This is a genomic window from Bombilactobacillus folatiphilus, from assembly GCF_023380265.1.
GTDB classification, from domain to species: domain Bacteria; phylum Bacillota; class Bacilli; order Lactobacillales; family Lactobacillaceae; genus Bombilactobacillus; species Bombilactobacillus folatiphilus.
This window is the reverse complement of sequence record NZ_CP093366.1, coordinates 1,075,966-1,101,665: the sequence shown is the minus strand read 5'-3', so window position 1 is coordinate 1,101,665 and position 25,700 is coordinate 1,075,966. Positions and strand designations below refer to the sequence as shown.

The following is a 25,700-nucleotide window of genomic DNA, read 5'->3' as shown; positions in this document are numbered from 1 at the left end:
GGGATAAAATTATGGGTTTACATCAATTTATTCAAGGCCTGACGGATTTAGAAACGATTGACCGTGCACCAGGGCATTTTAAATATCAAACACATAGTGTTGCTGCACATTCGTTTAAAGTGGCGGAAATTGCTCAGATTTTGGGTGATGTGGAAGAGCTTCATGGTCAAACAATTAATTGGCAGTCATTATATGAAAAAGCATTGAATCATGATTACACCGAACGGTTTATTGGTGATATTCAGACGCCGGTTAAGTATGCAACTAAACAGTTGCGGGCGATGTTGGCGCAGGTCGAAGACGATATGACAGATAATTTTATTCAAAAGGAAATTCCCCAAAATTTACAAGAACGTTTTCAACGTCGTTTAGGTGAAGGCAAGGATGAAACCTTAGAGGGTCAAATTTTAGCGTTGGCTGATAAAATTGATTTGTTATATGAATCATTTGGCGAGATTGAAAAGGGCAATCCGGATAATGTTTTTATTGAAATTTTCAGTGAGAGCTTGAAAACTATTACGCAGTATCCAGATTTAGCTTGTGGTCAGTATTTTGTTCATGACATCTTGCCTGAATTATTAAACGAAGATTTTGCGAGTCGGGAACAATTGATCCAAATTAGCCGTGAGATTTTGCAGTCCATCTAGGCTAGACTATGGCGAAAATATGTTCGCTATGGTATGATATGATACGTTAGTTAAAGTTGGGATTAGTTCCAGCTTTTTTCTTTTAAAAACACTCAAAAGGGGGGTTTTTAGTGATTGAACGTGTGACTGATAATCAGTTTCAATTAGTTTCTAAATATCAGCCAGCTGGTGATCAGCAGCAAGCGATTGATCAGCTGGTGACCGATTTTCGGGCGAAGAACAAAGCTCAAGTTTTAAAGGGTGCCACGGGTACTGGTAAAACGTTTACGATGGCTAACGTGATTCAACAGCTGAATAAACCGACATTAGTGATTTCGCATAATAAAACTTTGGCGGGTCAATTATATGGTGAGTTCAAAGAGTTTTTTCCGAATAATGCGGTGGAATATTTTGTGAGTTATTACGATTACTATCAACCAGAAGCGTATGTGCCCTCAAGTGACACTTATATCGAAAAAGACTCCAGTATTAATGATGAGATTGATAAATTACGCCATTCTGCGACTTCATCTTTACTTGAACGTAATGATGTCATTGTTGTGGCTTCTGTGTCCTGTATTTTTGGTTTAGGTGATCCGAGGGAATATCAGCGTAGTGTGATTTCCTTGCGGGAGGGTCGGGAAATTAGTCGTGATCAATTATTAAAAGATTTAATTACGAATCAATTTGATCGTAATGATATTGATTTTCAACGGGGACGTTTTCGGGTTCGTGGTGACGTTGTCGATATTTTCCCTGCTTCTAGGGACGATAATTCTTTGCGCGTCGAATTCTTTGGGGATGAAATTGATCGCATTTTAGAAATGGATCCGTTAACCGGCGAAATTATCGGTGAAGTTCCCCAAGTTTCGATTTTTCCGGCAACGCATTTTATGACTAATGAAGAGCAAATGAATGCGGCTATTGAGCGGATTGCCAACGAATTACAAGAGCGCTTGGCGCAATTACAGAAAGCGGGTAAATTGCTAGAAGCACAACGTTTAGAGCAGCGGACTAATTACGATATCGAAATGATGCGGGAAATGGGTTATACTTCTGGAATTGAAAACTATTCAAGACATATGGAAGGACGTTCGGAAGGCGAACCGCCGTTTACACTGCTGGACTTTTTTCCAGATGATTACAATATTATGATTGATGAATCACACGTGACGATGCCGCAAATTCGTGGAATGTATAATGGCGATCGAGCACGCAAACAAATGTTGGTTGATTATGGTTTTCGTTTGCCAAGCGCGCTAGACAATCGACCGTTAAAATTAGATGAATTTGAGCAACATGTTAATCAAATTTTGTATGTATCGGCGACGCCTGGTCCATATGAAATGGAACAGACTAACGAAGTAGTAGAACAAGTGATTCGACCAACGGGTTTGCTAGATCCTGAGATTGAAGTTCGACCGATTATGGGGCAAATTGATGATTTAGTGGGTGAAATTAATCAACGGATTAATCAAAATGAGCGGACTTTGGTAACGACTTTGACTAAAAAAATGGCGGAAGATTTGACTGACTATTTGAAAGATTTGGGAATCAAAGTTGCCTATTTACACAGTGATGTCAAAACGTTAGAGCGCACGGAGATTATTCGTGATTTACGTTTGGGTAAATATGATGTTTTGATTGGGATCAATTTGTTGCGTGAAGGTATTGATGTTCCGGAAGTCTCACTGGTTGCGATTTTAGATGCAGATAAGGAGGGATTTTTGCGTTCAGAACGACCGTTAATCCAAACCATTGGTCGCGCAGCGCGGAATGAACACGGTCATGTGATTATGTATGCGGAAACCATTACCGCTTCCATGAGAGTGGCGATTGACGAAACAAAACGGCGACGTCAAATTCAACAACAATTTAATCAAGACCATCAAATTACTCCTAAGACGATCCAAAAACCGATTCGTGATGCAATTACGTCCGTTCAATCAGTGGATAATACGAGCAGTGAACAAGAACAAATTACAGAATCACAATTTGATTTTGCAGGTATGACCAAGCAAGACCAAGATGAATTGTTGGAACAATTAGAGGCTCAAATGAAACAAGCTGCGAAAAAATTAGACTTTGAGCAAGCCGCTAATTTGCGGGATACAATTTTAGATTTAAAAGCGGAGATTAGTTAATGGTAAATGAAAATATTGTAATTCATGGTGCACGTTCACATAATCTTAAGAATATTGATGTGACCATTCCACGCAATCAATTAGTCGTGATTACGGGCCTATCAGGTTCTGGCAAAAGTTCACTAGCTTTTGATACGCTTTACGCGGAGGGCCAACGTCGATATGTGCAAAGCTTGTCATCTTATGCGCGCCAATTTTTGGGTCAGATGGATAAGCCTGATGTGGATTCGATTGATGGCTTGAGTCCAGCCATTTCTATTGATCAAAAAACTACTTCCAAAAATCCCCGTTCCACGGTTGGTACGGTGACAGAAATTAATGATTATCTGCGATTATTGTGGGCGCGTGTTGGGACTCCTTATTGCCCCAATGACGGTACAAAAATTACGAGCCAGTCAGTGGAGCAGATGGTTGATCGTTTATTGCAATTGCCTGAACGGACGAAATTACAAATTTTAGCGCCAGTCGTTCGAGCTAAAAAAGGTCAACATAAAAAAGCATTAGCACAAATTGCCAAACAAGGTTACGTACGAGTCTTAATTGATGGGCAAATGCACGAAGTGGCCGAAAAAATTGAACTGAACAAAAACCAAAAACATGATCTATCCGTGGTTGTAGATCGAATCATCATCAAAGATGGAGTACGTTCCCGTTTGTTTGACTCCATTGAATCGGCGTTACGCTTGTCGGGTGGTTATATGACCGCAGATGTGATCGGGCAAGAACCGCTAATTTTTTCGGAACATTATGCTTGTCCCTTATGTGGTTTCAGTGTTGGTGAATTGGAACCACGTTTGTTTTCGTTTAACGCACCTTTTGGTGCTTGCCCAGATTGCGATGGCTTGGGCATGAAATTAGAAGTCGATCCGCAATTAGTTGTTCCTGATGCAGATTTGTCGATTGATCAAGGTGCGATTGTGCCCTGGAATACGGAACATTCCAAATATTATCCGCAGGTCTTAGAGCAAGTGACAGCTCAATTGGGGATTGCGCGCGATGTTGCATTTAATCAGTTGCCGCAAGCTCAACAAGATGCGATTTTGTATGGCGACGATCAAACGCCAATTCATTTGCATTTTGACAATGATTTTGGCAGTGTCCGCGATGTCGATACGACTTTTGAGGGTGTGATTCCTAACATTAAGCATCGTTATGACAAGCCGTCCAGTGCGTTTATGCGAGAAATTATGCGCAAATATTTTACAGAATTACAGTGTCCAACTTGTCATGGTCAGCGCTTAAATCCTAAGGCCTTGTGTGTCAAAATCAGCGATAAAAATATTATGGAAGCTTCTCAGTTAGCGATTGAACATGAATTACCCTTTTTCAAAAGTATTCAATTATCCGAACAAAATCAGGTCATTGCGCAACCGATTCTCAAAGAAGTAATTGATCGGTTGACTTTTTTGCAAAATGTTGGTTTAGGTTATTTAACTTTAGCTCGTTCGGCAGGAACTTTGTCAGGTGGTGAAGCACAGCGTATTCGCTTGGCAACACAGATCGGGTCGAATTTGTCGGGGGTATTATATATTTTGGATGAGCCGTCTATCGGCTTACATCAGCGTGATAATGATCGTTTAATTCGGTCGTTGAAAGAAATGCGGGATTTGGGCAACACTTTAGTGGTTGTGGAACATGATGAGGACACGATGCGCTCAGCAGATTATCTCATTGATGTCGGACCGGGGGCTGGAGCTCAAGGTGGCCAGATTGTGGCTGCTGGTACTCCCCAAGAAGTGCAGGCCAATCCTCAATCTTTGACAGGTCAATATTTGGCTGGTCAAAAGTATATCCCGTTACCAGCTCAACGGCGCAGTGGCAATGGGCAAACGGTTAAAATTTTTGGTGCTTCAGAAAATAATTTAAAAAATATTGATGTTGAATTCCCCTTAGGTAAATTTATCGCTGTCACGGGGGTTTCTGGTTCAGGCAAGTCGTCTTTAGTTAATACGATTTTGCAGCGAGTTTTAGCACAAAAAATTAATCATAACTCACAACGAGCTGGTAAGTATCAAAAAATTACGGGTTATGAACCTTTAAAATCGTTGATTAATATTGATCAAAGCCCAATTGGCCGAACGCCGCGCAGTAATCCTGCTACTTATACAGGTGTTTTTGATGACATTCGTGGTCTATTTGCGCAAACAAATGAAGCTAAGGTTCGTGGTTATACGAAAGGGCGTTTTTCGTTTAATGTCAAAGGTGGGCGTTGTGAAGCTTGCAAGGGTGACGGTATTATTAAGATTGAAATGAACTTTTTACCCGACGTTTACGTGCCTTGCGAGGTGTGTCATGGCACGCGCTACAATTCGGAAACCCTTGAAGTTAGTTATAAAGATAAAAATATTGCTGATATTTTGGCAATGACTGTTAAGCAAGCTTTGGCTTTTTTTGATCATCTGCCCAAAATCAAACGCAAGTTGCAGACCATTGTTGATGTTGGATTGGGTTATGTGCAATTAGGTCAATCAGCGACGACATTATCTGGTGGCGAGGCTCAGCGAATGAAATTAGCTTCTGAACTGTACAAAAAAGTAGACGGACAGAATTTTTATATTTTAGATGAACCAACGACTGGTTTGCATGTTGACGATGTCAAACGTTTATTGGAAGTTTTGCAGCGCTTGGTTGATCAAGGCAATACGGTTGTGGTGATTGAGCACAATTTGGATGTGGTTAAATCGGCGGATTGGTTGATTGATTTGGGACCTGAGGGAGGCGATTTGGGTGGTCAAATCGTGGCTACAGGTACGCCAGAAACGGTAGCTGAAAATAAGCAGTCATATACAGGTTATTATCTCAAACCCTTGTTGACCAAAACGCCACGTCTATCAGATCCTTCGTAAAACTTGAATTATATAATTCAAGTTTTTTTGTGTTAGAGAATTTGTTTCTCTACGTGAAAATCTTTATAATTAATGAGAAATGATGTTCAGCTGGGAAGTGACTGATTATGCAAGGAGCTAATTTATTGGATGTAGTCATTGTTTCAGGCATGAGTGGTGCAGGTAAAACGGTTGCCATTCAAGCTTTTGAAGATATGGGGTACTTTTGTATTGATAATTTGCCGCCAGCTTTGTTAAATAAATTTTTACATTTAGCGTTGGAAGCGGGAAATATTACGAAAGTGGCGATTGTGATTGATTTGCGTGCACGAGTTTTTTACAATCAATTACTAAGCAGTTTGGCAGAGGTTGAGAGTCTGTCACAAATTCAAACTAGAATTTTATTTTTAGACGCAACTGATGCCCAACTTGTTGATCGTTATAAAGAAACGCGGCGTTCTCATCCATTAGCTATGGACGGTCGGCTGGTCAATGGGATTACTAAAGAACGACGTTTGTTAAAGCCATTTCATGATCGTGCGGCGACAGTAATCGATACGACGAATTTAACACCGCGACAATTACGAACGCAGATTTTCGAATATTTTGATCAACAAAAAGATATACCGTTTCATATTGTAGTAATGTCATTCGGATTTAAATATGGTGTGCCGATTGATGCTGATGATATGATGGACGTACGTTTTTTGCCGAATCCATATTACGATCCAATTATGAAAAGGCAAACAGGATTGCAAAAAAATGTGGCGGATTATGTTTTTAATCAACCTGCCACTCGCAAATTTTATCAACAATATTTACAATTATTGACTTCTATTTTGCCGCAGTATCAACGTGAAGGAAAAACTATGTTAACCATTGCAATCGGGTGTACAGGTGGTCAACATCGTTCGGTGGCGATCGCCCAAAAATTGGGTGAGGATTTGCAAAAATTAAACTATTCGGTAGATATTAGTCATCGTGATATTTATCGTTATAAGGAATCGGTGAAGCATTCATGAGTGATAGAACAAAAACAATTAAGGTTATTAAAGGGCGCAAACCTAAAATTACGGTGATTGGTGGTGGAACAGGGTTACCGGTTATTTTGCATAGTCTGCATAAGTTAAATGCGGATATTACGGCAATTGTCACTGTGGCCGATAATGGTGGTTCATCTGGCGCTATTCGAAATTACATTAATGTCGTGCCGCCAGGGGATATTCGAAATGTGCTGGCCTCCTTATCTGATTGGGATCAGCTTTCATTAGATGTATTCCAATATCGTTTTAACAGTGATGATTCTTTTTTGGCAGGGCATGCGATTGGTAATTTGGTGATTGCTGCATTGTCAGAAATGTATGAAAATGATATTTTTGATGCTGTCCAGCAACTATCACGAATGATGCAGGTTGATGGGCATGTTTTTCCAGCCGCCAATGCGCCTTTAACTTTGCACGCACAGTTTACTGATGGCAGTACGCTAGCAGGTGAACACGAGATTACTTATGCTGGCAAAGATATTGAACGCGTTTGGGTTACCGACACCAATCATCCAAAAGAAGCTCCACAAGCAGTCTTGCCCGTCTTGGCTGCAATTATGCAAGCTGATGTGATTGTGCTGGGGCCGGGAAGTTTATTTACCAGTATTTTGCCTAATTTAATGATTAATAATGTCAAACAAGCGTTGCAACGGACTTCTGCGGAGGTCGTTTATATTTGTAATATTATGACGCAGATTGGTGAAACGGTGAATTTTACCGATGCTGACCATGTACGAGTGTTAAATCAACATTTAGGTGGGCAATATGTCGATACCGTTTTGGTTAATGGGACGAAGGTACCGATTGATTATATGGATCATGAAAAATATAATGAATATCTTGTTCAGGTGGGGTCGGATTTTGCTGGTTTGCGAGAACAAGGTTGTCGGGTGATTACTGATGACTATTTGTCACTGCATGATGGTGGTGCTTTTCATGATGGTGACAAAGTGGCGTGTGAGGTCTTAAATCTTGCTTTTCAAGTAGATGCACGGAATAAGTAAAGAAGTGAGGAGATGGTGGTTGATGGCTTCTTATGCAAGCATTGTAAAAAAAGAATTAACTAGTTTGGAAGTTCATCCAGAACATGCGCGCTCGGAATTGTCTGCGTTGATTCGCATGAATGGTACTTTATCATTAATTGACCATCATTTTATTTTGGATATCCAAACGGAAAATCCTGCTATTTCACGACGCATTTATGCTTTGTTACATCAGTTGTATACTGTGGAAGCTGATTTATTGGTTCGTCGCAAAATGAAACTCAAAAAAAATAATCAATACATTGTTAGATTACGTCAAAACGTTCAAGAAATTTTAGCGGATTTAAGAATTATTGAACCAACGGGATTTCAGATTCGAACCGATATTCCTGAAGAAATTCAGTCATCTAATCAGCGAGCACGATCTTATTTGCGAGGCGCGTTTTTAGCTGGTGGCAGTATCAATAATCCAGAAACTTCCAGTTATCATTTGGAAATTTACTCAATCTATGAGGATCAAAATCAAGGTATTCTGAATTTGATGAACCAATTTGACTTGCATGCACGAGCAACTGCGCGGCGTAGCGGGTATATTGTTTATTTGAAAGAAGCAGAAAAAATTTCGGATTTTTTGCGCGTGATTGGTGCCACGTCAGCGATGTTGAAGTTTGAAGATATTCGGATCGTGCGTGATATGCGTAATTCAGTGAACCGACTGGTGAATTGTGAAAATGCCAATATTAACAAAACAATCAAAGCTGCTAGTCGACAAATTGAGAATATTCAATTTTGGGAGCAAAATTATGGTTTAAATACCCTCCCGCCTAAATTACAGGAGATTGCGGAATTACGGTTAGCACATCCAGAAATGTCGTTGACAGAATTGGGTCAATTGGTGCCCAGTGGGGCAATCTCTAAATCAGGGATCAATCATCGTTTGCGGAAGTTAAATGATTTGATTAAGGCTAAACGGGAAAATCCGGTGCAACTTTCATGAAAGTTTAAAATTAGTCCATCATTTTTGGTGGACTTTTTTGTGTGAAAAATAATTTGATAAAAATTAGTTTTTATGATGTATAATAGGTTTCTAAAGTTAAGATTAATAATTCAGTAAGTATGATGATAATGATTTTTGAAAGTTAATTCAAAATGATAAGTGGATGATTTGCGTTAATCAACGAAAGATTAACGTTAATCAAATAGTGCTGAATATTTTAACTCATCGTTTATAATAAGGTATAAATTTAGGAGGTATCTTTATGTTAAAAAATATGTCAGATCAAGAATTACAAAAAGTTGTTGGTGGTGCAACAGTTTCTACATTTAATGGTTCTGTTGGTGCTGATTCTGATGTATCACTTGTAGATTGGCTTTGGCATTTAATTCATCATTAGTACATGTTAATCGTTCATTTATGGATTGATAATTATTTAAGGTATAAATTTAGGAGGTATCTTTATGTTAAAAAATATGTCAGATCAAGAATTACAAAAAGTTGTTGGTGGTGCAACAGTTTCTACATTTAATGGTTCTGTTGGTGCTGATTCTGATGTATCACTTGTAGATTGGCTTTGGCATTTAATTCATCATTAGTACATGTTAATCGTTCATTTATGGATTGATAATTATTTAAGGTATAAATTTAGGAGGTATCTTTATGTTAAAAAATATGTCAGATCAAGAATTACAAAAAGTTGTTGGTGGTGCAACAGTTTCTACATTTAATGGTTCTGTTGGTGCTGATTCTGATGTATCACTTGTAGATTGGCTTTGGCATTTAATTCATCATTAGTACATGTTAATCGTTCATTTATGGATTGATATTTTATACAATTCAGCAATTATTTATTGTACTTTATTAGTATCTCATTACATCAATCAATCCTATAAATTGCATTATCTTTTAACGGATCTTTTATCTGCTTTTTTATGGGGTTCTATTGGAAATATAAGCGGTAGTGTTTATTTAGGGTTATGGGCTCTTTTCCCATTGATCTTTCATGCTATTAAGTCTAGATCTTTAAAAATTGATTATTCTCAAAATATTGTTAGATTTGTAAGTTTATTATTTGTACTTTTTTATGATCTAACGTTATTTGTAATAGTTAATTTATTTAGAAAATTATTTATCAGTAACAATTTATTTTTGAGTATTGTTAGTGTTTTGTTGATAGTTTCTATTGTTTTAACTATTTGTATTGACTATTTAACTGGTTCCAACTTGCATAAAATTGTTGACAATATCCAAAATTTCAATTTTTCAAAATATTTATTTTGGTTCTGTTTAATGCTTTTATGTGTTGTTGAATTTATTTTGATTTTTACAGATCTAACAAAGTCAACATATACAATTCTGATTTTGATTTTATTATTAGTTGTTGTTTTTGCTGTTTTGACAATCTTTTATGCTTGGCTCTTTTTTAAAGCTTATCAAGCCAAGCAAGAAGCCGACCAACGACTCAAAGAAGATCAACAATTGCGCGAAAACTTGTCGACTCTTGAACAACAGTACAACGAATTGCGTAAGTTTAAGCATGATTATCAGAATATGTTGTTGAGTCTGGAAGGTTTTGTTAAAAATGGTAGTTCGCAGCAATTTGCCCAGTATTATCAAGAGTTGCTGAAACAACAACCAGTTAAACAAGATTTACAGAAAATGACGATTGCTAATATTGATTATTTGAAGAATGATCCGATTCGTGGCATTGTCATTCAAAAAACGTTGGCTGCCAAAAATGTTGGTGTTAATATGCTTTTGGAATTGATTGAGGATGTTGTAATCAGTCATGCTAATATTTTGACAGTTGTTCGTATCTTGGGTGTTTTGTTGGACAATGCGATTGAACAAGCCCAAAAAGAGGTTGAGAAGAAAGTTATTTGTGCGTTTGTACCATCTGAGCATATGGTAGAAGTTATCATTGATAATGTTGTGAGCAATATTGATAATTTGCATCAATTATTTGACGAAGGTTATACAACGAAAGCAAATCATCAAGGTTTAGGCTTAGCTAATGTGCGGCAATTAATTAAAGATGACGATCATTTGTGGTTGGATGTTGACTTGAAACGGAACCATTTACAGATTACTTTAACTATTACAGAGGAGGGATAGCTATGTTGCCGGTATATTTACTTGAAGATGATGTTGAACAGCAAATTGAGTATTCTAAAGTTATTCAGCAATCTATTGAAAATAATCGTTGGAGCATGAAACTAGCTTGTCAAACAATGTCTCCATTAGAATTATTATCAGTTGCGCAAGTTCAAGATGGTGAATATGGTTTATTTTTCTTAGACATGGAGATTAGTAGTAACAGTAAGGCTGGTCTTCAAGTTGCTAAAGAGATTCGGCGTTTGTTGCCAAAAGCACATATCGTCTTTTTGTCAGTACATGATGAGTTGGCTTTTTTGACCATTGAGCGTCGGATTTCGCCGTTAGATTTTATTGATAAAGATCATGGTTTTGATGTTATTCAAACTAAAATGCTTGAAGATATGAATTATTCTTTATCAGCTTATCGGGAAGTTAAAGAACCTAATAAGACTATGTTTTCTTATCGCATCGGTTCTCGTTATTTTGCAGTACCATTGTCACAAGTTTTGTATTTGACGACATCGCAGGTAGCGTCGGGACATATTTTGTTGCATACTAAGAACCATGAAACAGAGTTCTTGGGTAGTTTGAACGATTTAGAACATCGTTATTCTAGTTTCTTCCGTACTGATAAAAGTTATTTGGTTAATCTTGAACAGTCTTGTAATTACGACAATAAAGAAAAAGTTTTGCGTTTTGAGGATGGCAGTTTTGCTTATGTTTCAGTTAGGCGTGCACACGATTTAATGAAGTATTTTCGATAATAATTGTTGAGTTTAAGATAATGGGGCAATGTCAGATATTTAATTTTGATATTGCTCTTTTATTATCTTTTCAGTGCCTTGCTTACTTTGTGGCAATTGAGCTTAAACTTTGTTAAAGTTATTTCGATTATTTAGACGGATAATTTTGACTAATCAAACGGTTATTACTGTTTTTCATCAGATGATAAGATGTAATAAAGGAAGTGTTGACAATGTTTTGGTTATGGTTACATTTAATTTGCGGTGTCATATTGGTTGTTGCAGCTTTATTAGGTCTGTGGTCACGTAATTTGCAGTTATGGTCAATGTTGGCTCGAATGGATTATCTATTCTTGTTGCTGAGCGGTGTAATGCTGATTGTGCATGCTTGGCAGGCACACCCAGTTTTATTGATTGTTAAATTAGTGTTCGTTATTATTGCGATCGGCATTTTAGAAATGGCTTTTGCCAAGCGTCGTCGTAATGAATTATCCAATTCGACGCGCTGGTTAGCAGTGTTATTAATTGTTATTGTGTTAGGCTTAGGTCTATGGTTAACACAAGGTTTTCCACTGTTTTAATGAAAATCTTTTAGTATAGGAATTAGGGTATGACATCATCTAAATTTAGTCTGTTTTTGAAACGTTTATGGTTTTTAGCTGTTTATTTACTTTTGTATCTTTTAGCGCAGATTCCAACCGCTGTTCCTGTTTGGTTTCCACATCATCACACAGTAAAGTTGATAGTTTGTTTAATTCTTATTTTAATTGTGTTGATGGTAGCATTAATTGCTTTACTAAATTACAGTTATCATCGTTTGCCGCCATTAAAAACAATTTGGTTAACTCCACGATATAAATTGCTATTATTTGTGGTCTTATTTATTGGCTTGCTGACAATTGGATGGTTAAGTAATGTTTTACCTACGTCGACAAACGAACAAGATTTACAATTGATGAATCGTCAATCACCTTGGTTAACTAATTTATACACCATTATTTTTGCACCCATTGTCGAAGAATACATTTTTCGTGGCTTGTTTTTTAAATATTTTTTTCCTCAGTTGAAAAGCAATTGTCAGATATTTTGTGCGATCTTTTGTTCAGGTTTTGCTTTTGGTTTCATGCACGTTTCAGCATTTAATCTGACTTTGATTCCGTATGTTTTAGCTGGAATGTTATTGGCGTTCAGTTATGTTCTTTATCATGGTAAAATGCGGTATAATATAGCGTTACATTTTTTGAATAATTTCTTAGCAAGTCTAATTTAGGAGGTCGATGTATGCATATCTTACCAATTGGTTCTGTTGTTACGCTCAAGGAGGATCAACAAACGCCATTAATGATCGTTAATCGGGCAGCTTTATTTGAAGAAAAAAAGGGAAAAGTTGGTTACTTTGATTATTCTGCCGTGCTTTATCCTAATGGTCTAGATGAGAATGAAGAGATGTGTTTTTTTAACCAGTCTGATATTGAGCAAATTTTGTTTGAAGGGTATCAAAATGATGAAGAACAGAATTTTGCTGCACAGTATGAGCAATTGGTTTCTCAGAGTGGTTATCCACAGTTAACGAGTCATTTGTTTTAAGCGAATGACTTTTTTGTTTTCCAAGGTGAAAAGATGAATGAATTTGACCAACAAAAGGAACAGCTGCGGCAACGAACTTTACAACAACGCTCACAATTAGATCCTAGTTACCGTAAACAGGCTACACAACAAATCATGACGAATTTATTGACTTTACCGCAATATTTAACTAGTCGGTGCTTGTTGACTTATGTAGGTGTCAAAACCGAAATTGCAACTACCGATTTAATTAATCATGCAATGAACCAAGCCAAAATGGTGACATTACCGCGCATTTATCCGCATCACCAGATGCAGGCACGGTCTTTTAGGGATTGGCAAGCATTACGAACGAATCGTTATGGGCTTTGGGAACCGCAGCGCTCTGCGTAAATTGTGCCTTTGTCTGAATTAGATTTGATTGTCATGCCTTGTCTCACCTGTAATTTACAAGGAGATCGTCTGGGATACGGAGGTGGTTATTATGACCGTTACTTGGCAAGGAAGACTCGTCATAATTTGGTTGTGATACTTTGTTTTGCAGAACTTTTGACACGGCATATTCCTGTCTTACCCCATGATCAGGTTGCTGACTTGATTATCACGGAAAATAGGGTTTTTTAGTTAAATTTATGTATAAAAAAGCACGTTTTAAACGTGCTTTTGAGAATTGTATTTATTTTTCGCTATTAGTCATTACATCATCAATTAGACCGTAATCTTTAGCCTCTTGAGCGGTCAAATAATTGTCACGTTCTGTGTCACGTTCTAGTTTTTCAATATCTTGACCAGAATTGTCTGCCAAAATCTTGTTCAAACGTTTCCGTGTTTTCAAAATTTCTTCAGCCACAATTTCAATTTCAGTTTGTTGACCTTGCGCACCGCCAGAAGGTTGGTGAATTAACACGGTTGAGTTTGGCAAAGCAAACCGTTTGCCTTTTGTACCAGATGATAATAACACACTTGCCATTGAAGCGGCCATTCCCATCGCAATGGTTTGAACATCAGCTTTGACGAAGTTCATGGTATCCATAATTGCCAAACCAGCAGTTACCGAACCACCAGGGGAGTTAATATACATATAAATATCTTTTTCAGAATCCTGGGCATCTAAGAAGAGCAATTGGGCAATGACTGTATTAGCCAAATCATCATTGACTTCACCGGATAACATAATAATTCGATCTTTTAACAAACGTGAATAAATATCATAAGCGCGTTCACCGCGAGAATTTTGTTCAATAACCGTAGGAACTAACATTATAAAGCCTCCTATATAATTAGCACTCTAGTGTTTACTTTGCTAATTTATCATATATTTGAAAAAAGTCAACTGGCAAGTCTTGATCATAAAGCAAAAAGCCTGCTAATTGGCAGGCTTTAATAGAGTTGATTAAGATAGTGAGTTTTAATAGCGCTGAATCAATTCTACGAACGCATCCACGATGGATTGTAAGAACTTTTTTGTACCTTTATTAGTAATTGAACCATCAGTTTCAGAAATATAGTTGCTGACACCGCCTAGATAAGCTTCAGGTTGCTGCAAAGTTGGCATATTTAAAAAAACTAACGATTGTCGTAAATGATGATTTGCGCCGAAGGCTCCAGTTGAACCGGGAGTTTCACTGATAATAGCAGCTGGTTTGCCGTCCCAAATACTTTGACCGTAGGGACGTGAGCCGACGTCAATTGCGTTTTTCAAAACAGCCGGAACACTCCGATTATATTCGGGAGTAACAAATAATATAGCATCTACATCTTTGACTTGATTTCTAAAAGTAGCGTAGCTTTGTGGTTCAGCTAGCTCACCATCTTCAAAATCTTGGTTAAAGAAGGGTAAATCACCGATTTGAATGAACGTTGTTTCATACCCTTCAGGAAACATTTTTGCCATTGCTTTGGCAATTGCTTTAGAATAAGATTTTTTACGCAAACTACCAACAATAATACCGATTTTTTTTGTCATAACAAAACCTCCAGTTATTGATTCATCAATTAGTATACACATGATTGTAAATTTTAAAAGCTATTTTGCTCAATTAGAATCAACGGGGAAGCTTTGATTCAAGCTGAAATGTGTGCTGATAATGGACTTATCCATTGTTTTTCTTTTTGAAAAAAATATTTGGGTATTGTCAAATGTTTCAGAGACGTGTATAATATCACCTTGTATTGCGTCGCTAGTGTAATGGATAGCACACAAGATTCCGGTTCTTGGGATCTGGGTTCGACTCCCAGGTGACGCATTAATTAGGTGTTCCGTCGTTATGGCGGGGCACTTTTTGTTTTCTTTTGGTTAAAACATGTTTTATTGCAAATTGAATACATTATTGTTATAATTTTGTTGTGAGTTGAGTGAGTTACTTGCTCACATATATTTTTTTGATTGGATGGGTCCTAATATGCCATACAGGGACGAAAACAGACCCGCCTCAAAATTCGATCAAATGGATAATGATTTAGGCTGGATTGAATCTATTGCACCTGATTTTTTAAGAACGGTACAACAGAGATATCATATTTTACAAAGTGTTTTATGGATGCAGCCTATTGGTCGAAGAACTTTGGCCAGTGAATTAGATATTTCTGAACGAGTTTTGCGGCGGGAAACAGATTTGTTTAAAACTAGTGGCTTAATTAGTTCTTCCAAATCAGGCATGATGTTGACCCCCAAGGGTAGTGAAGTAATTGCTCAGTTGGATATTGTTGTTGGTAAATTAAAAAACAACTCGGTTGCAGCAGAACGTTTGGCTTCCTTTTTAGGGATTGAACGTGTCATAATTGTTCCAGGTGATAGTAATCATCATCAAAAAATTTTGGAACTCATGGGACAAGAGTTGAATCAATTGTTGACACAAGTTTTGCCTGTGGGTAATTCTACTATTGCTGTGATGGGTGGTACGACGATGGCTGCCGTGGCTCAAGCGTTGTCACCGCAGTTATCTAAGAATCGAGATTTATTATTTGTGCCAGCCCGTGGTGGTTTGGGTGAGCAGTTCTCCATTCAGGCTAATACCATTTGTGCTGAAATGGCCTATCATAGTGGTGGTCGCTATCGGGTATTGTATATTCCGGAGGATATTAGTGCCCAAAGTGTTTCGCCACTTTTAAAAGAACCGGTAGTGAAGACAGTGTTAGATTTGATTAATCAGAGCAATGTTGTCATTCATAGTATTGGTCGAGCAGCTACAATGGCTAATCGGCGCAATATGTCTGCATCCGAAAAGAAGTTATTGACACAAAAACAAGCTGTTTCGGAAGCTTTTGGTGTTTTTTTGGATGCGAAGGGCAAGGTTGTTTATAAGATACCGAAGGTTGGTTTGCAGGTCTCGGATCTTACTAATGTTTCACATGTGATTGCAATTGCGGGTGGTGCGATTAAAGCTACGGCAATTTGTTCATATATGAAAATTGCTCCTCATCAAACGGTATTAATTACCGATGAGGCAGCCTCAGAAGCGATTTTAAGGGATAATGACCTTTAAAATAAATATTTTATTTTTCCTGAAGGAGGAAATCTTACATGGCTACAAAAGTAGGTATTAACGGTTTCGGACGTATTGGTCGTTTAGCATTACGTCGTATTTATGAAGTTGCAAATGGTGACTTGGAAGTTGTTGCAATCAACGACTTAACATCTCCAGATATGTTGGCACATTTATTAAAATATGATACAGCTCATGGTAACTTCAAACACGAAGTTTCTGCTACAGATGATGCAATCGTAATCGATGGTAAGAAGATCCCTGTTTATGCAGAATCAGATGCTCGTAACATTCCTTGGGTTAAGAATGATGGTGTTGAATTAGTTCTTGAAAGTACTGGTTTCTACACATCCAAAGAAAAATCACAAGCTCATATTGATGCTGGCGCTAAGAAAGTTCTTATCTCCGCACCTGCTGGTGATTTAAAGACCGTTGTCTATGGTGTAAATGACGACACAATTACAAAAGATGATCAAATTATTTCTGCTGCTTCGTGTACTACAAACTGTTTAGCACCAGCTGCTAAAGCTTTGAATGATGCTTTTGGTATCCAAACTGGTACAATGACAACAATCCATGCTTATACAGCTACTCAAAAATTACAAGATGGTCCTGATCGTGGTGGTAACAAGCGTAATGCCCGTGCTGCTGCTCAAAACATCATTCCTCATTCAACAGGTGCTGCTAAAGCTATTGGCTTGGTTATTCCTGAATTGAAGGGTAAACTTGATGGTCATGCACAACGTGTTCCAGTTATTACAGGTTCTTTAACTGAATTAGTTGCTATTTTGGACAAGAAAGTTACAGCTGATGAAGTTAATGCTGCTGTTAAGAAAGTTACTGATGGTAACGAATCATTTGGTTACAATGATGATGAAATTGTTTCATCCGATATCATTGGTACAGAATTTGGTTCCGTCTTTGATCCAACTCAAACACAAGTGGTTGAAGGTTCTAACGGTGACCAAGTTGTTAAAGTTGTTGCTTGGTACGACAATGAATCAGGCTTTACAGCCCAAATGATCCGTACTTTGCAAAAATTTGCAAGTATGTTGTAATACCTTAGTTCATAGTAGATGAATTACTTGAAGAAGGCGGAGGGAGGATTTCTCCTTCTGCTTTTTTAATTGAATTTAGGAGGCCAATAAATGGCAAAATTAATTGTTTCTGACGTTGATGTTAACGGCAAAAAAGTTGTAATGCGGGCTGATTTTAATGTTCCTATTAAAGATGGCAAGATTACTAACGATAATCGTATTGTGGCAGCATTACCCACTATTAAGTATGTTTTGGAACATAACGGCAAGTTAATTCTTTTATCACATTTAGGTCGAATTAAAAGTGATGCTGACAAGAAAGAATTAAGCTTACGTCCAGTGGCGGAACGCTTAAGTGAACTTTTGGGTCAAGATGTTCAATTTATCCCAACTAATGAAGGATCAGAAGTACAAGCTGCTGTTGCCAAAATGCAAGATGGCGACGTTGTAATGTTAGAAAATACACGTTTCCAAGATATTGATAATGATTTTGGTAAGCGTGAAAGCAAGAACGATCCTAAATTAGGTCAATACTGGGCTTCTTTAGGTGATGTTTTTGTGAATGATGCTTTTGGAACTGCGCATCGTGCCCACGCTTCTAATGTTGGAATTGCAGATGCCATGAAAGCTGAAAGTAAGCCTGTTGCGGCTGGTTTCTTGATGGAAAAAGAAATTAAGTTTTTAGGTAATGCTGTGGAAAACCCAGTGCATCCTTTTGTCACAATTCTAGGTGGCGCTAAGGTTTCTGACAAAATTGCCGTGATCGAAAACTTGATTCCAAAATCTGACCATATCATTATCGGTGGCGGGATGGCTTATACTTTCCTAGCCGCTCAAGGCCATAAGATTGGTAAATCCTTGTTTGAAGAAGATCGTGTGCCAATGGCTAAAGAATTATTAGCTAAAGCTGGCGATAAGATTGTTTTACCGGTTGACCATGTGGTTGCCACTGAATTTTCGAACGATGCACATCATGAAGTAACTGACGGTGTGGATATTCCTGATGACATGATGGCATTGGATATTGGACCAAAAACAATTAAATTGTTTGAGGACACTTTGAAGGGTGCTAAGACGGTTGTTTGGAACGGACCAATGGGTGCGTTTGAAATGAGTAACTTTGCCGAAGGTACTTTGCAAATTGGTCGTGCTTTAGGTGATTTGCAAGATGCCACAACAATCGTTGGTGGTGGTGATTCTACTGCAGCTGCTCAACAATTAGGAATTGCTGATAAGTTAAGCCATATTTCTACTGGTGGTGGTGCTTCCTTGGAATACTTGGAAGGTAAAGAATTACCTGGAATTGCTTCAATTTCTAATAAATAATTTTGTAAGGGAGAACTTAAAATGCGGACACCTATTATTGCGGGTAACTGGAAGTTGAATAATAATCCAGAAGAAACCACAAAATTTGTTAATGCAGTTAAAGATCAATTGCCAGATCCTCAAAAAGTTGAGTCAGTGATTGCAGCACCCGCTGTTGATTTACCAGCTTTGTTGGCTGCGGCTCAAGGCAGTAATTTAAAGACGGCTGCTGAAAATTGCTACTTTGAAAATGACGGTGCGTTTACCGGTGAAACGAGTCCTAAAGTTTTAGCTGAAATGGGCATTGATTATGTTGTAATCGGTCATTCTGAGCGTCGCGATTATTTTCATGAAACTGATGAAGAAATTAATAAAAAAGCGCATGCTATTTTTGCTAATAACATGTTGCCAATCATTTGCTGTGGTGAAACTTTAGAAACTCGGGAAGCTAATAAAGCTGAAGAATGGGTTAAAGGTCAAGTCACTGCTGCTTTGAAAGATTTAAGCGCTGATCAAGTTTCTTCATTGGTAATTGCTTACGAGCCAATTTGGGCTATCGGTACAGGTAAAACTGCTACTTCTGATCAAGCTCAAGAAATTTGCCATGTTATTCGTCAGACCGTAGCTGATTTATATGATGAAACGACTGCTGAAAATGTGCGGATTCAATATGGTGGTTCTGTGAAGCCGGCTAATGTTAAGGAATTAATGGCTAAACCAGATATTGATGGTGGTTTAGTTGGTGGTGCTAGTTTGGATCCCCAATCTTATTTACAATTAGTAAATTATCAAGATTAAGATATTTAATTAGGTTAACTTAAATGTTAAAATTAAGTTGGTTGATCATTTAACAAAGGAGAATATTAATGTCTGTTATTACTGATATTTTAGCTCGTGAAATTTTAGATTCACGTGGCAACCCAACTGTTGAAGTTGAAATGTATACTGAATTAGGTGGCTTTGGTCGTGCCAGTGTTCCTTCTGGTGCTTCGACTGGTGAACATGAAGCTGTGGAATTACGTGACGATGATAAAGCACGTTTCATGGGTAAAGGCGTTTTAAAGGCTGTCAAGAATGTTAATGACATCATCGCAAAAGAAATTATTGGCATGGATGTGACTGATCAACGTGCTATTGATCAAAAAATGATTGAATTAGATGGTACTCCTAATAAAGGTAAATTAGGTGCCAATGCTATTTTAGGTGTTTCTTTAGCTGCTGCGCATGCTGCTGCTGATGAATTAGGCTTGCCTTTATATGAATATTTAGGTGGACCAAATAGTCATGTTTTACCAACCCCAATGATGAATGTTATTAATGGTGGTAAACATGCTAACAATAATGTTGACTTCCAAGAATTCATGATTATGCCTGTTGGTGCCAAGAGTATCCATCAAGCAATTCAAATGGGTTCTGAAACTTTCCATAACTTAGCTGCGATCTTAAAAGAACGTGGCGATTCTACGGCTGTTGGTGATGAAGGTGGTTTCGCACCAAACAACATGAAGAATAACGAAGAACCTTTCCAAGTTTTAGTTGAAGCTATTGAACGTGCTGGCTACAAACCTGGCGAAGATATCGCAATTGCCTTTGACTGTGCTTCTTCTGAATATTACAATACCGAAACTGGTAAATATGATATGAAGGGTGATGGCAAATCCTATTCTGCTGAAGAAATTGCTGATTTGTTATCTGACTTAGTTGACAAATATCCGATCGTTTCTATCGAAGATCCTTTGGATGAAAACAACTGGGATGACTGGAAGATGTTGACTGACAAATTGGGTGATAAAGTTCAAATCGTTGGTGACGACTTGTTCGTAACGAATACTGATTACTTGAAGAAGGGAATCGATATGGGTGTTGCGAACTCCATCTTAATCAAGGTTAACCAAATTGGTACTTTAACTGAAACTTTTGAAGCTATCGAGATGGCTAAAGAAGCTGGTTATACAGCTATTGTTTCGCACCGTTCAGGTGAAACTGAAGATACGACAATCTCAGATTTAGTTGTTGCTACTAATGCTGGTCAAATCAAGACTGGTTCTATGAGCCGGACAGATCGGATTGCTAAATACAATCAATTAATGCGGATTGAAGAACAATTAGGCTCTACTGCTGAATATAAAGGTGCCAAGAGTTTTTATAGCGTTAACAAGTAATTTTAAAAATTAATCTTTTAAAAATATCTGAAGCGATGATTTCTATCATTGTTTTGGATATTTTTTTATTTGGGCAAAATTTTATGGGCTTTTAACCATAGATGATTTATCCGTGGTTTTTAATAAGAACGATTCAAGGTAACATCTAGTAAATACTTAGTCTTTATGTTATTCTAGAAATAGTGAAATAGTGCAATAGCGGAGGTTATACAACGTGTACAGTTTACTAACAACGATTTTAGTTATTGATTCTATTTTGATTGTTATTGCCGTTATGATGCAACCACAAAAACAACAAGATGCTTTGAATGCTCTTTCTGGTGGTGCTGGTGATTTATTTAGCACTCAGAAAAAACGTGGTTTTGAAGCATTTATGGAAAAAGTTACTATGATTCTAGCGATTATTTTCTTTGTCTGTGCGCTTGCGTTGGCTTTTATGTCATCAAAATAAAATTAATTTGTCCTCCTGTTGTATAGCAGCAGGATTTTTTTATTTAGAGTTATGAGGCGAAGAAAATGAGAAGAGTTCCACCGCAAACTTTTTTTGTTGATCAAGGTGAGCGAACTATTATTTTTTTACATTCTTTTACGGGCAGTCCTAATGATTTTCGCGCGTTCAGTCGTTACTTTGCCAAGAAAAATGTTAGTTCGTATTTACCATTATTTCAAGGACATGGGACGCTGAATTCACTAGATATTTTACGACAGGGCGATCCTGATCAGTGGTGGTCTAATACACAAAAAGCGTTAGAATTTGTATTTCAGCGTAAAACAGGTCCAGTTAGTGTTGTAGGACTTTCTTTGGGCAGTTTGTTTGCGTTGAAAGCATTAGCTCATTATCCACAACTGGAAAGTGGTGCGGTTTTGGGTTGCCCTGTCTTTGGTAGTGATTTTACCAATGTTGGTGCTGGTTTTTATCAGTATAATGAATATTTAGAACAACAACAGGAATTAACGTTAATTCAAAAAAAACAGCGTAAACGGTTAATTGAGCAATTGTTACCGCAAATGTTAGCACAGATTCAACAAACAGCTATGGATGTGCAAGCACAATTAAGCCAGATTAAGCAACCGTTGTTTATTGGTCATGGTCAAAAGGACCAAATGGTGGCGTTGAGTGCAGCCAAAAAATTACAGACGCGTTTTCCTCTTCAACAGGTTAGTTTTCATTGTTATCCAAACGCTGGTCATGTGATTACTGTTAATCAAGCAAGAGCACAGTTGGAGCAGGATTTGAGTCAGTTTTTATTGTAAATTAGGAGTAATATTTAATGACTTTAGAAAAGAATAAATTAATTTCTGATGTTTTAGAAATTTTTCGGAATTATCCAGATCGAAAATATACTGCTCAAGAAGTAGTTGAACGTTTAAGAATACATGATTCAGCTGCCCATACAGAAGTTTTAAAAGCTTTGGCAGTATTAGAGGGTGAAAACAAAATCACAGCACATGATCATAATCAGTTTCAAATGACGACTGTGGACCAAGTAGTTGTGGGTAATTTTCGAGCTAATGATCGAGGATTTGGTTTTGTACGTTACGACGATGAAGAACCGGATGTTTTTATTGCGCGTACGAATACACAACATGCTATTAATGACGATGAAGTGGAAGTACAGATCATTAAGCCAGCTAATCCATGGGGCGATAATGGTGCAGAAGGTAAAATTGTCAAAATTGTTGATCATGGTTTAAAACAATTGGTTGGCGAATTTATGCCATATAGTGATGTTCAGGCCAAAAAGACAGGTTTAATCGGTTATGTCAAAAGCCATGAAAAGAAAATTGCCAATAATCCAGTTTTTATTAAAGCAACTGGAGTTACACCGCAAATGGGAGACATGGTCCAAGTCGAGATTGTGTCTTATCCAAGCGATGAATTTCCACGCAGTATGGTGGGCATTGCCCTAAAAACTTTGGGTAATAAAAATGATCCTGGTGTGGATGAATTAGCAATTGTTTATCAAAATGATGTAAAAGATGAATTTTCGCAGGAAGTGTTGGCACAAGCGCAGCAAATTCCAGATCATTTAACGTCAAAGGATTGGCAAGGACGTCGTGATAATACCGATCAAATAACAGTAACTATTGATGGTGACGATTCTAAAGATTTTGATGATGCGGTGACTTTGTGGAAGTTAGAAAATGGGCATTATCATTTAGGCGTGCATATTGCTGACGTTACACATTATGTGAAGCAGGATAGTGCGTTGGATGAGGAAGCGTATGAACGAGGAACGAGTACTTATTTAGTTGATCGTGTGATTCCGATGTTGCCATTTCGCCTATCTAACGGAATTTGCTCATTGAATCCTGATGAAGATCGTTGTGTTTTGACTTGTGATATGGAAATTGATGACCAAGGTGAGGTGGTTCATCACGAAATTTATCCGAGTGTTATTCGTTCACATGCACGACTAACTTATAATAATGTTAATAGAATTTTGACTGGCGATGAAACAGTTCGAGCACAGTATCAGGAATTAATTCCAATGCTCGAAGACATGGCGCAACTCCACAAAATTTTGTATGAAATGCGTCATCAACGTGGGGCAATTGAATTTGAAGAAACTGAAGCTCAAATTATTGTTGACGATCAGGGTCATCCTACTGATATTCAATTGCGTGAACGTGGTACTGCTGAGAAAATGATTGAATCATTTATGTTGGCGGCTAATGAAACAGTTGCAGAGCATTTTAACCAGCTGCATGTGCCATTTTTATATCGTGTTCACGAGCAACCTGATCCAGAAAAAGTTAAGAATTTTTTTGAAATTGCAAGTTCCTTTGGCTTAACGGTTCCTGGAGATGCTAAGCATGTTACGCCAAAAATGTTTCAGTCAGTGTTAGAAAAAGTTGCAGATCAGCCACATGAAGCAGTGATTACCACTATGTTGTTACGGAGTTTACAACAAGCTAAATATTCACCTGATCCATTGGGACACTTTGGGTTGGCAGCAACTTACTATACGCATTTCACGTCACCCATTCGGCGTTATCCTGATTTAATGGTTCACCGAATGATTCATAGTTATGCAGATGAGGGTACGACCGAGGCTGTTCAAAATCAGTGGGGTGAGCAATTACCTGAAGTGGCCGTGCATACTTCTGCTTGTGAGCGGAAGTCGGTTGATGTTGAACGAGCAGTTGATGATCTAAAAAAAGCTGAATACATGGCTGACAAAGTGGGGCAGGTTTTTGACGGCGTCATCAGTGGTGTGACTAGTTTTGGCATGTTTGTCAGTTTGGAAAATACCGTAGAAGGTCTGATTCACATTTCCAACATGCTGGATGATTATTATGAATTTAACGAAAAAGCTTTATCCATGATTGGTAAACGAACTCATAAGGTTTATACAATGGGAGAAAGTATTAAGGTTCGCTTGCTTCGGGCTGATGCCGAGCAACGTCAGGTCGATTTTGAGCCTGTATTGACATCTCAAGAGCAAGAACGGGCCGATGCTGAGAAAAAGCGGCGCGCAGAAGAACATGAAAAATTTTTGCAGCGTCGTAAAAATAATCATCACCGTAAAAATACTTCGGGAAAGTATGAACGCGTTTCTAAAAAATCCCACCATTAAGGGGGACTAGGTATATGAACAAGCATCATCAAAAAGCACCCAATGAATTGGCTAATAATCGTAAAGCGCATCATGATTATAAAATTTTGGCAACTTATGAAGCCGGACTTGCCTTAACAGGAACAGAAATTAAGTCTGTTCGTGCAGGACGAATGAACTTGCGCGATGGTTTTGTCCAATTTAAGCACGGTGAATTATGGTTGGCCAATGTACACATTAGTTTGTATGATCAAGGCAATCAATTTAATCATGATCCTCTGCGAGATCGTAAATTATTATTGCATAAGAAAGAAATCAGAAAAATTAGTGAGGAACTAACTCAAAAGGGGATTACAGTTATTCCCTTGAAAGTTTATTTAAAACACGGATTCGCCAAAGTATTAATTGGGGTAGCTGAGGGTAAGAAGCAATTTGATAAACGCGAGACGATAAAGCGACGTGATCAAGATCGGGAAATGCGTCGTAATTTAAAAAACGTTTTACGTTAGAGTTTACCTTTATTAAGGAGTGATTTTTATGCAATCAGCTCGGGTCCAGTACCTAATTGATAGTTTAATAGAACTTTTGCAGCAGAAAAATAAAAAAGTTCTGACTGTAAATGATATAACTGACGCACTTTTTATTGATACTGATACTTTTTACCGCTATTTTCCTGGGGGAATAAGTGAGATCTATCAAGTATGTTTGCATCAATTGTTCCAAAAACTAAAGCAAGTTGATTTTTCTGATTGGCATGATTTAATGGCTTATTGTGTCAATTTTTTAGATACAAATCGTTTAGCATCTAAATCTGTTTTGAAAATTTTAAAGAAGTATGATTTAATGGATTGGTTATTGCAAGAGGTAAAAGATTTTATCATGACTTATCCCGCTGGGCAGCGACCATTTTTGATTAATTTACGGGAGCACCCACAGTCGTTGGAATTATGTGCCAGTGAAGTTATCTTTACCTTACAACATTGGATAGAAGGTAATTTTCGTCCCAAAGGTGCTGATATTGTTGAACGTTTAGATCTGACAGGTATGGTTTTAGGGAATAATTTAATGGGTAACAAAGACGAATAGTAGCAATATTTTACTTGATAAATATTTTTTTATAAATTTAT

At 37.6% G+C, this 25,700-nt stretch carries 26 protein-coding genes, 1 tRNA gene and 1 pseudogene; 26 read left to right on the top strand and 2 right to left on the bottom strand.

Annotation, left to right across the window (positions count from 1 at the left end):
• The first annotated feature begins 11 nt into the window (after positions 1-11).
• The 15 genes and pseudogenes from MOO45_RS05625 (at position 12) to MOO45_RS05555 (ending at position 13,648) form a co-directional block, all read left to right on the top strand.
• Positions 12-647, top strand: a complete 636-nt coding sequence (locus tag MOO45_RS05625) for a YfbR-like 5'-deoxynucleotidase (RefSeq protein WP_249513950.1) — start codon at positions 12-14, stop codon at positions 645-647.
• Between the two features lie 110 nt (positions 648-757).
• Positions 758-2,770: an excinuclease ABC subunit UvrB gene (gene uvrB / locus MOO45_RS05620; protein ID WP_249513949.1), complete on the top strand. Its 2,013-nt coding sequence runs from the start codon at positions 758-760 to the stop codon at positions 2,768-2,770.
• Positions 2,770-5,616 (top strand): excinuclease ABC subunit UvrA, encoded by a 2,847-nt coding sequence (uvrA, locus tag MOO45_RS05615; RefSeq protein WP_249513948.1) that lies wholly within the window; start codon positions 2,770-2,772, stop codon positions 5,614-5,616. Before uvrB ends, uvrA begins: the two co-directional genes overlap by 1 nt.
• Positions 5,617-5,723: 107 nt before the next feature.
• Positions 5,724-6,617 carry an RNase adapter RapZ gene (rapZ, locus tag MOO45_RS05610; protein WP_249513947.1) on the top strand — a complete coding sequence of 298 codons (894 nt, stop codon included), beginning with the start codon at positions 5,724-5,726 and terminating at the stop codon, positions 6,615-6,617.
• The gene (locus tag MOO45_RS05605; RefSeq protein ID WP_249513946.1) at positions 6,614-7,642 is read left to right on the top strand and encodes a gluconeogenesis factor YvcK family protein; all 1,029 of its coding nucleotides are present in this window, start codon (positions 6,614-6,616) and stop codon (positions 7,640-7,642) included. Before rapZ ends, MOO45_RS05605 begins: the two co-directional genes overlap by 4 nt.
• A 22-nt stretch (positions 7,643-7,664) precedes the next feature.
• The gene (gene whiA, locus MOO45_RS05600; protein ID WP_249513945.1) at positions 7,665-8,618 is read left to right on the top strand and encodes a DNA-binding protein WhiA; all 954 of its coding nucleotides are present in this window, start codon (positions 7,665-7,667) and stop codon (positions 8,616-8,618) included.
• Between the two features lie 262 nt (positions 8,619-8,880).
• Entirely contained in the window at positions 8,881-9,015 is a 135-nt protein-coding gene (locus tag MOO45_RS05595) for a bacteriocin (RefSeq protein WP_249513944.1), read from the top strand.
• A 64-nt stretch (positions 9,016-9,079) separates the two neighbouring features.
• Positions 9,080-9,214 carry a bacteriocin gene (locus MOO45_RS05590; protein ID WP_249513944.1) on the top strand — a complete coding sequence of 45 codons (135 nt, stop codon included), beginning with the start codon at positions 9,080-9,082 and terminating at the stop codon, positions 9,212-9,214.
• Positions 9,215-9,278: 64 nt separating this feature from the next.
• Complete coding sequence (locus tag MOO45_RS05585) at positions 9,279-9,413, top strand: bacteriocin (RefSeq protein WP_249513944.1); 135 nt, start codon at positions 9,279-9,281, stop codon at positions 9,411-9,413.
• Positions 9,414-9,935: 522 nt separating this feature from the next.
• A complete protein-coding gene (locus MOO45_RS05580; protein ID WP_249513943.1) occupies positions 9,936-10,733 on the top strand; it encodes a sensor histidine kinase in 798 nt (265 codons plus the stop codon).
• Between the two features lie 2 nt (positions 10,734-10,735).
• Entirely contained in the window at positions 10,736-11,479 is a 744-nt protein-coding gene (locus tag MOO45_RS05575; RefSeq protein WP_249513942.1) for a response regulator transcription factor, read from the top strand.
• 212 nt (positions 11,480-11,691) lie between these two features.
• Positions 11,692-12,039: a DUF1516 family protein gene (locus tag MOO45_RS05570; protein ID WP_249513941.1), complete on the top strand. Its 348-nt coding sequence runs from the start codon at positions 11,692-11,694 to the stop codon at positions 12,037-12,039.
• A gap of 29 nt (positions 12,040-12,068) precedes the next feature.
• On the top strand, positions 12,069-12,728 hold the full coding sequence (locus tag MOO45_RS05565) for a CPBP family intramembrane glutamic endopeptidase (protein ID WP_249513940.1): 660 nt from the start codon (positions 12,069-12,071) through the stop codon (positions 12,726-12,728).
• 11 nt (positions 12,729-12,739) lie between these two features.
• Positions 12,740-13,045: a DUF4176 domain-containing protein gene (locus MOO45_RS05560; RefSeq protein WP_249513939.1), complete on the top strand. Its 306-nt coding sequence runs from the start codon at positions 12,740-12,742 to the stop codon at positions 13,043-13,045.
• Positions 13,046-13,078: 33 nt separating this feature from the next.
• A pseudogene (locus tag MOO45_RS05555) lies at positions 13,079-13,648 on the top strand (5-formyltetrahydrofolate cyclo-ligase).
• A gap of 52 nt (positions 13,649-13,700) precedes the next feature.
• On the opposite strand, the gene clpP reads toward MOO45_RS05555, so the two are convergent.
• Positions 13,701-14,285 (bottom strand): ATP-dependent Clp endopeptidase proteolytic subunit ClpP, encoded by a 585-nt coding sequence (gene clpP, locus MOO45_RS05550; RefSeq protein WP_249513938.1) that lies wholly within the window; start codon positions 14,283-14,285, stop codon positions 13,701-13,703.
• A 147-nt stretch (positions 14,286-14,432) separates the two neighbouring features.
• Positions 14,433-14,990 carry an NADPH-dependent FMN reductase gene (locus MOO45_RS05545; protein ID WP_249513937.1) on the bottom strand — a complete coding sequence of 186 codons (558 nt, stop codon included), beginning with the start codon at positions 14,988-14,990 and terminating at the stop codon, positions 14,433-14,435.
• Positions 14,991-15,198: 208 nt separating this feature from the next.
• Between MOO45_RS05545 and MOO45_RS05540 the strand changes: the two genes are divergently transcribed.
• The 11 genes from MOO45_RS05540 (at position 15,199) to MOO45_RS05490 (ending at position 25,659) form a co-directional block, all read left to right on the top strand.
• Positions 15,199-15,270 (top strand) — tRNA-Arg (locus tag MOO45_RS05540).
• 201 nt (positions 15,271-15,471) lie between these two features.
• Positions 15,472-16,509 (top strand): sugar-binding transcriptional regulator, encoded by a 1,038-nt coding sequence (locus MOO45_RS05535; RefSeq protein WP_249515176.1) that lies wholly within the window; start codon positions 15,472-15,474, stop codon positions 16,507-16,509.
• A 38-nt stretch (positions 16,510-16,547) separates the two neighbouring features.
• Positions 16,548-17,567: a type I glyceraldehyde-3-phosphate dehydrogenase gene (gene gap, locus MOO45_RS05530; protein ID WP_249513936.1), complete on the top strand. Its 1,020-nt coding sequence runs from the start codon at positions 16,548-16,550 to the stop codon at positions 17,565-17,567.
• A 90-nt stretch (positions 17,568-17,657) separates the two neighbouring features.
• A complete protein-coding gene (locus tag MOO45_RS05525) occupies positions 17,658-18,872 on the top strand; it encodes a phosphoglycerate kinase (protein WP_249513935.1) in 1,215 nt (404 codons plus the stop codon).
• A 21-nt stretch (positions 18,873-18,893) separates the two neighbouring features.
• Positions 18,894-19,649 (top strand): triose-phosphate isomerase, encoded by a 756-nt coding sequence (tpiA, locus tag MOO45_RS05520; RefSeq protein WP_249513934.1) that lies wholly within the window; start codon positions 18,894-18,896, stop codon positions 19,647-19,649.
• A 68-nt stretch (positions 19,650-19,717) separates the two neighbouring features.
• A complete protein-coding gene (gene eno / locus MOO45_RS05515; RefSeq protein WP_249513933.1) occupies positions 19,718-21,013 on the top strand; it encodes a phosphopyruvate hydratase in 1,296 nt (431 codons plus the stop codon).
• A 214-nt stretch (positions 21,014-21,227) separates the two neighbouring features.
• A complete protein-coding gene (gene secG / locus MOO45_RS05510; protein ID WP_249513932.1) occupies positions 21,228-21,464 on the top strand; it encodes a preprotein translocase subunit SecG in 237 nt (78 codons plus the stop codon).
• A gap of 65 nt (positions 21,465-21,529) precedes the next feature.
• Positions 21,530-22,267, top strand: a complete 738-nt coding sequence (locus MOO45_RS05505) for an alpha/beta hydrolase (protein WP_249513931.1) — start codon at positions 21,530-21,532, stop codon at positions 22,265-22,267.
• Positions 22,268-22,284: 17 nt separating this feature from the next.
• Positions 22,285-24,594 (top strand): ribonuclease R, encoded by a 2,310-nt coding sequence (gene rnr / locus MOO45_RS05500; protein ID WP_249513930.1) that lies wholly within the window; start codon positions 22,285-22,287, stop codon positions 24,592-24,594.
• Positions 24,595-24,608: 14 nt separating this feature from the next.
• Positions 24,609-25,082, top strand: a complete 474-nt coding sequence (gene smpB, locus MOO45_RS05495) for an SsrA-binding protein SmpB (RefSeq protein ID WP_249513929.1) — start codon at positions 24,609-24,611, stop codon at positions 25,080-25,082.
• Between the two features lie 28 nt (positions 25,083-25,110).
• The gene (locus MOO45_RS05490) at positions 25,111-25,659 is read left to right on the top strand and encodes a hypothetical protein (RefSeq protein ID WP_249513928.1); all 549 of its coding nucleotides are present in this window, start codon (positions 25,111-25,113) and stop codon (positions 25,657-25,659) included.
• Positions 25,660-25,700: the final 41 nt, after the last annotated feature.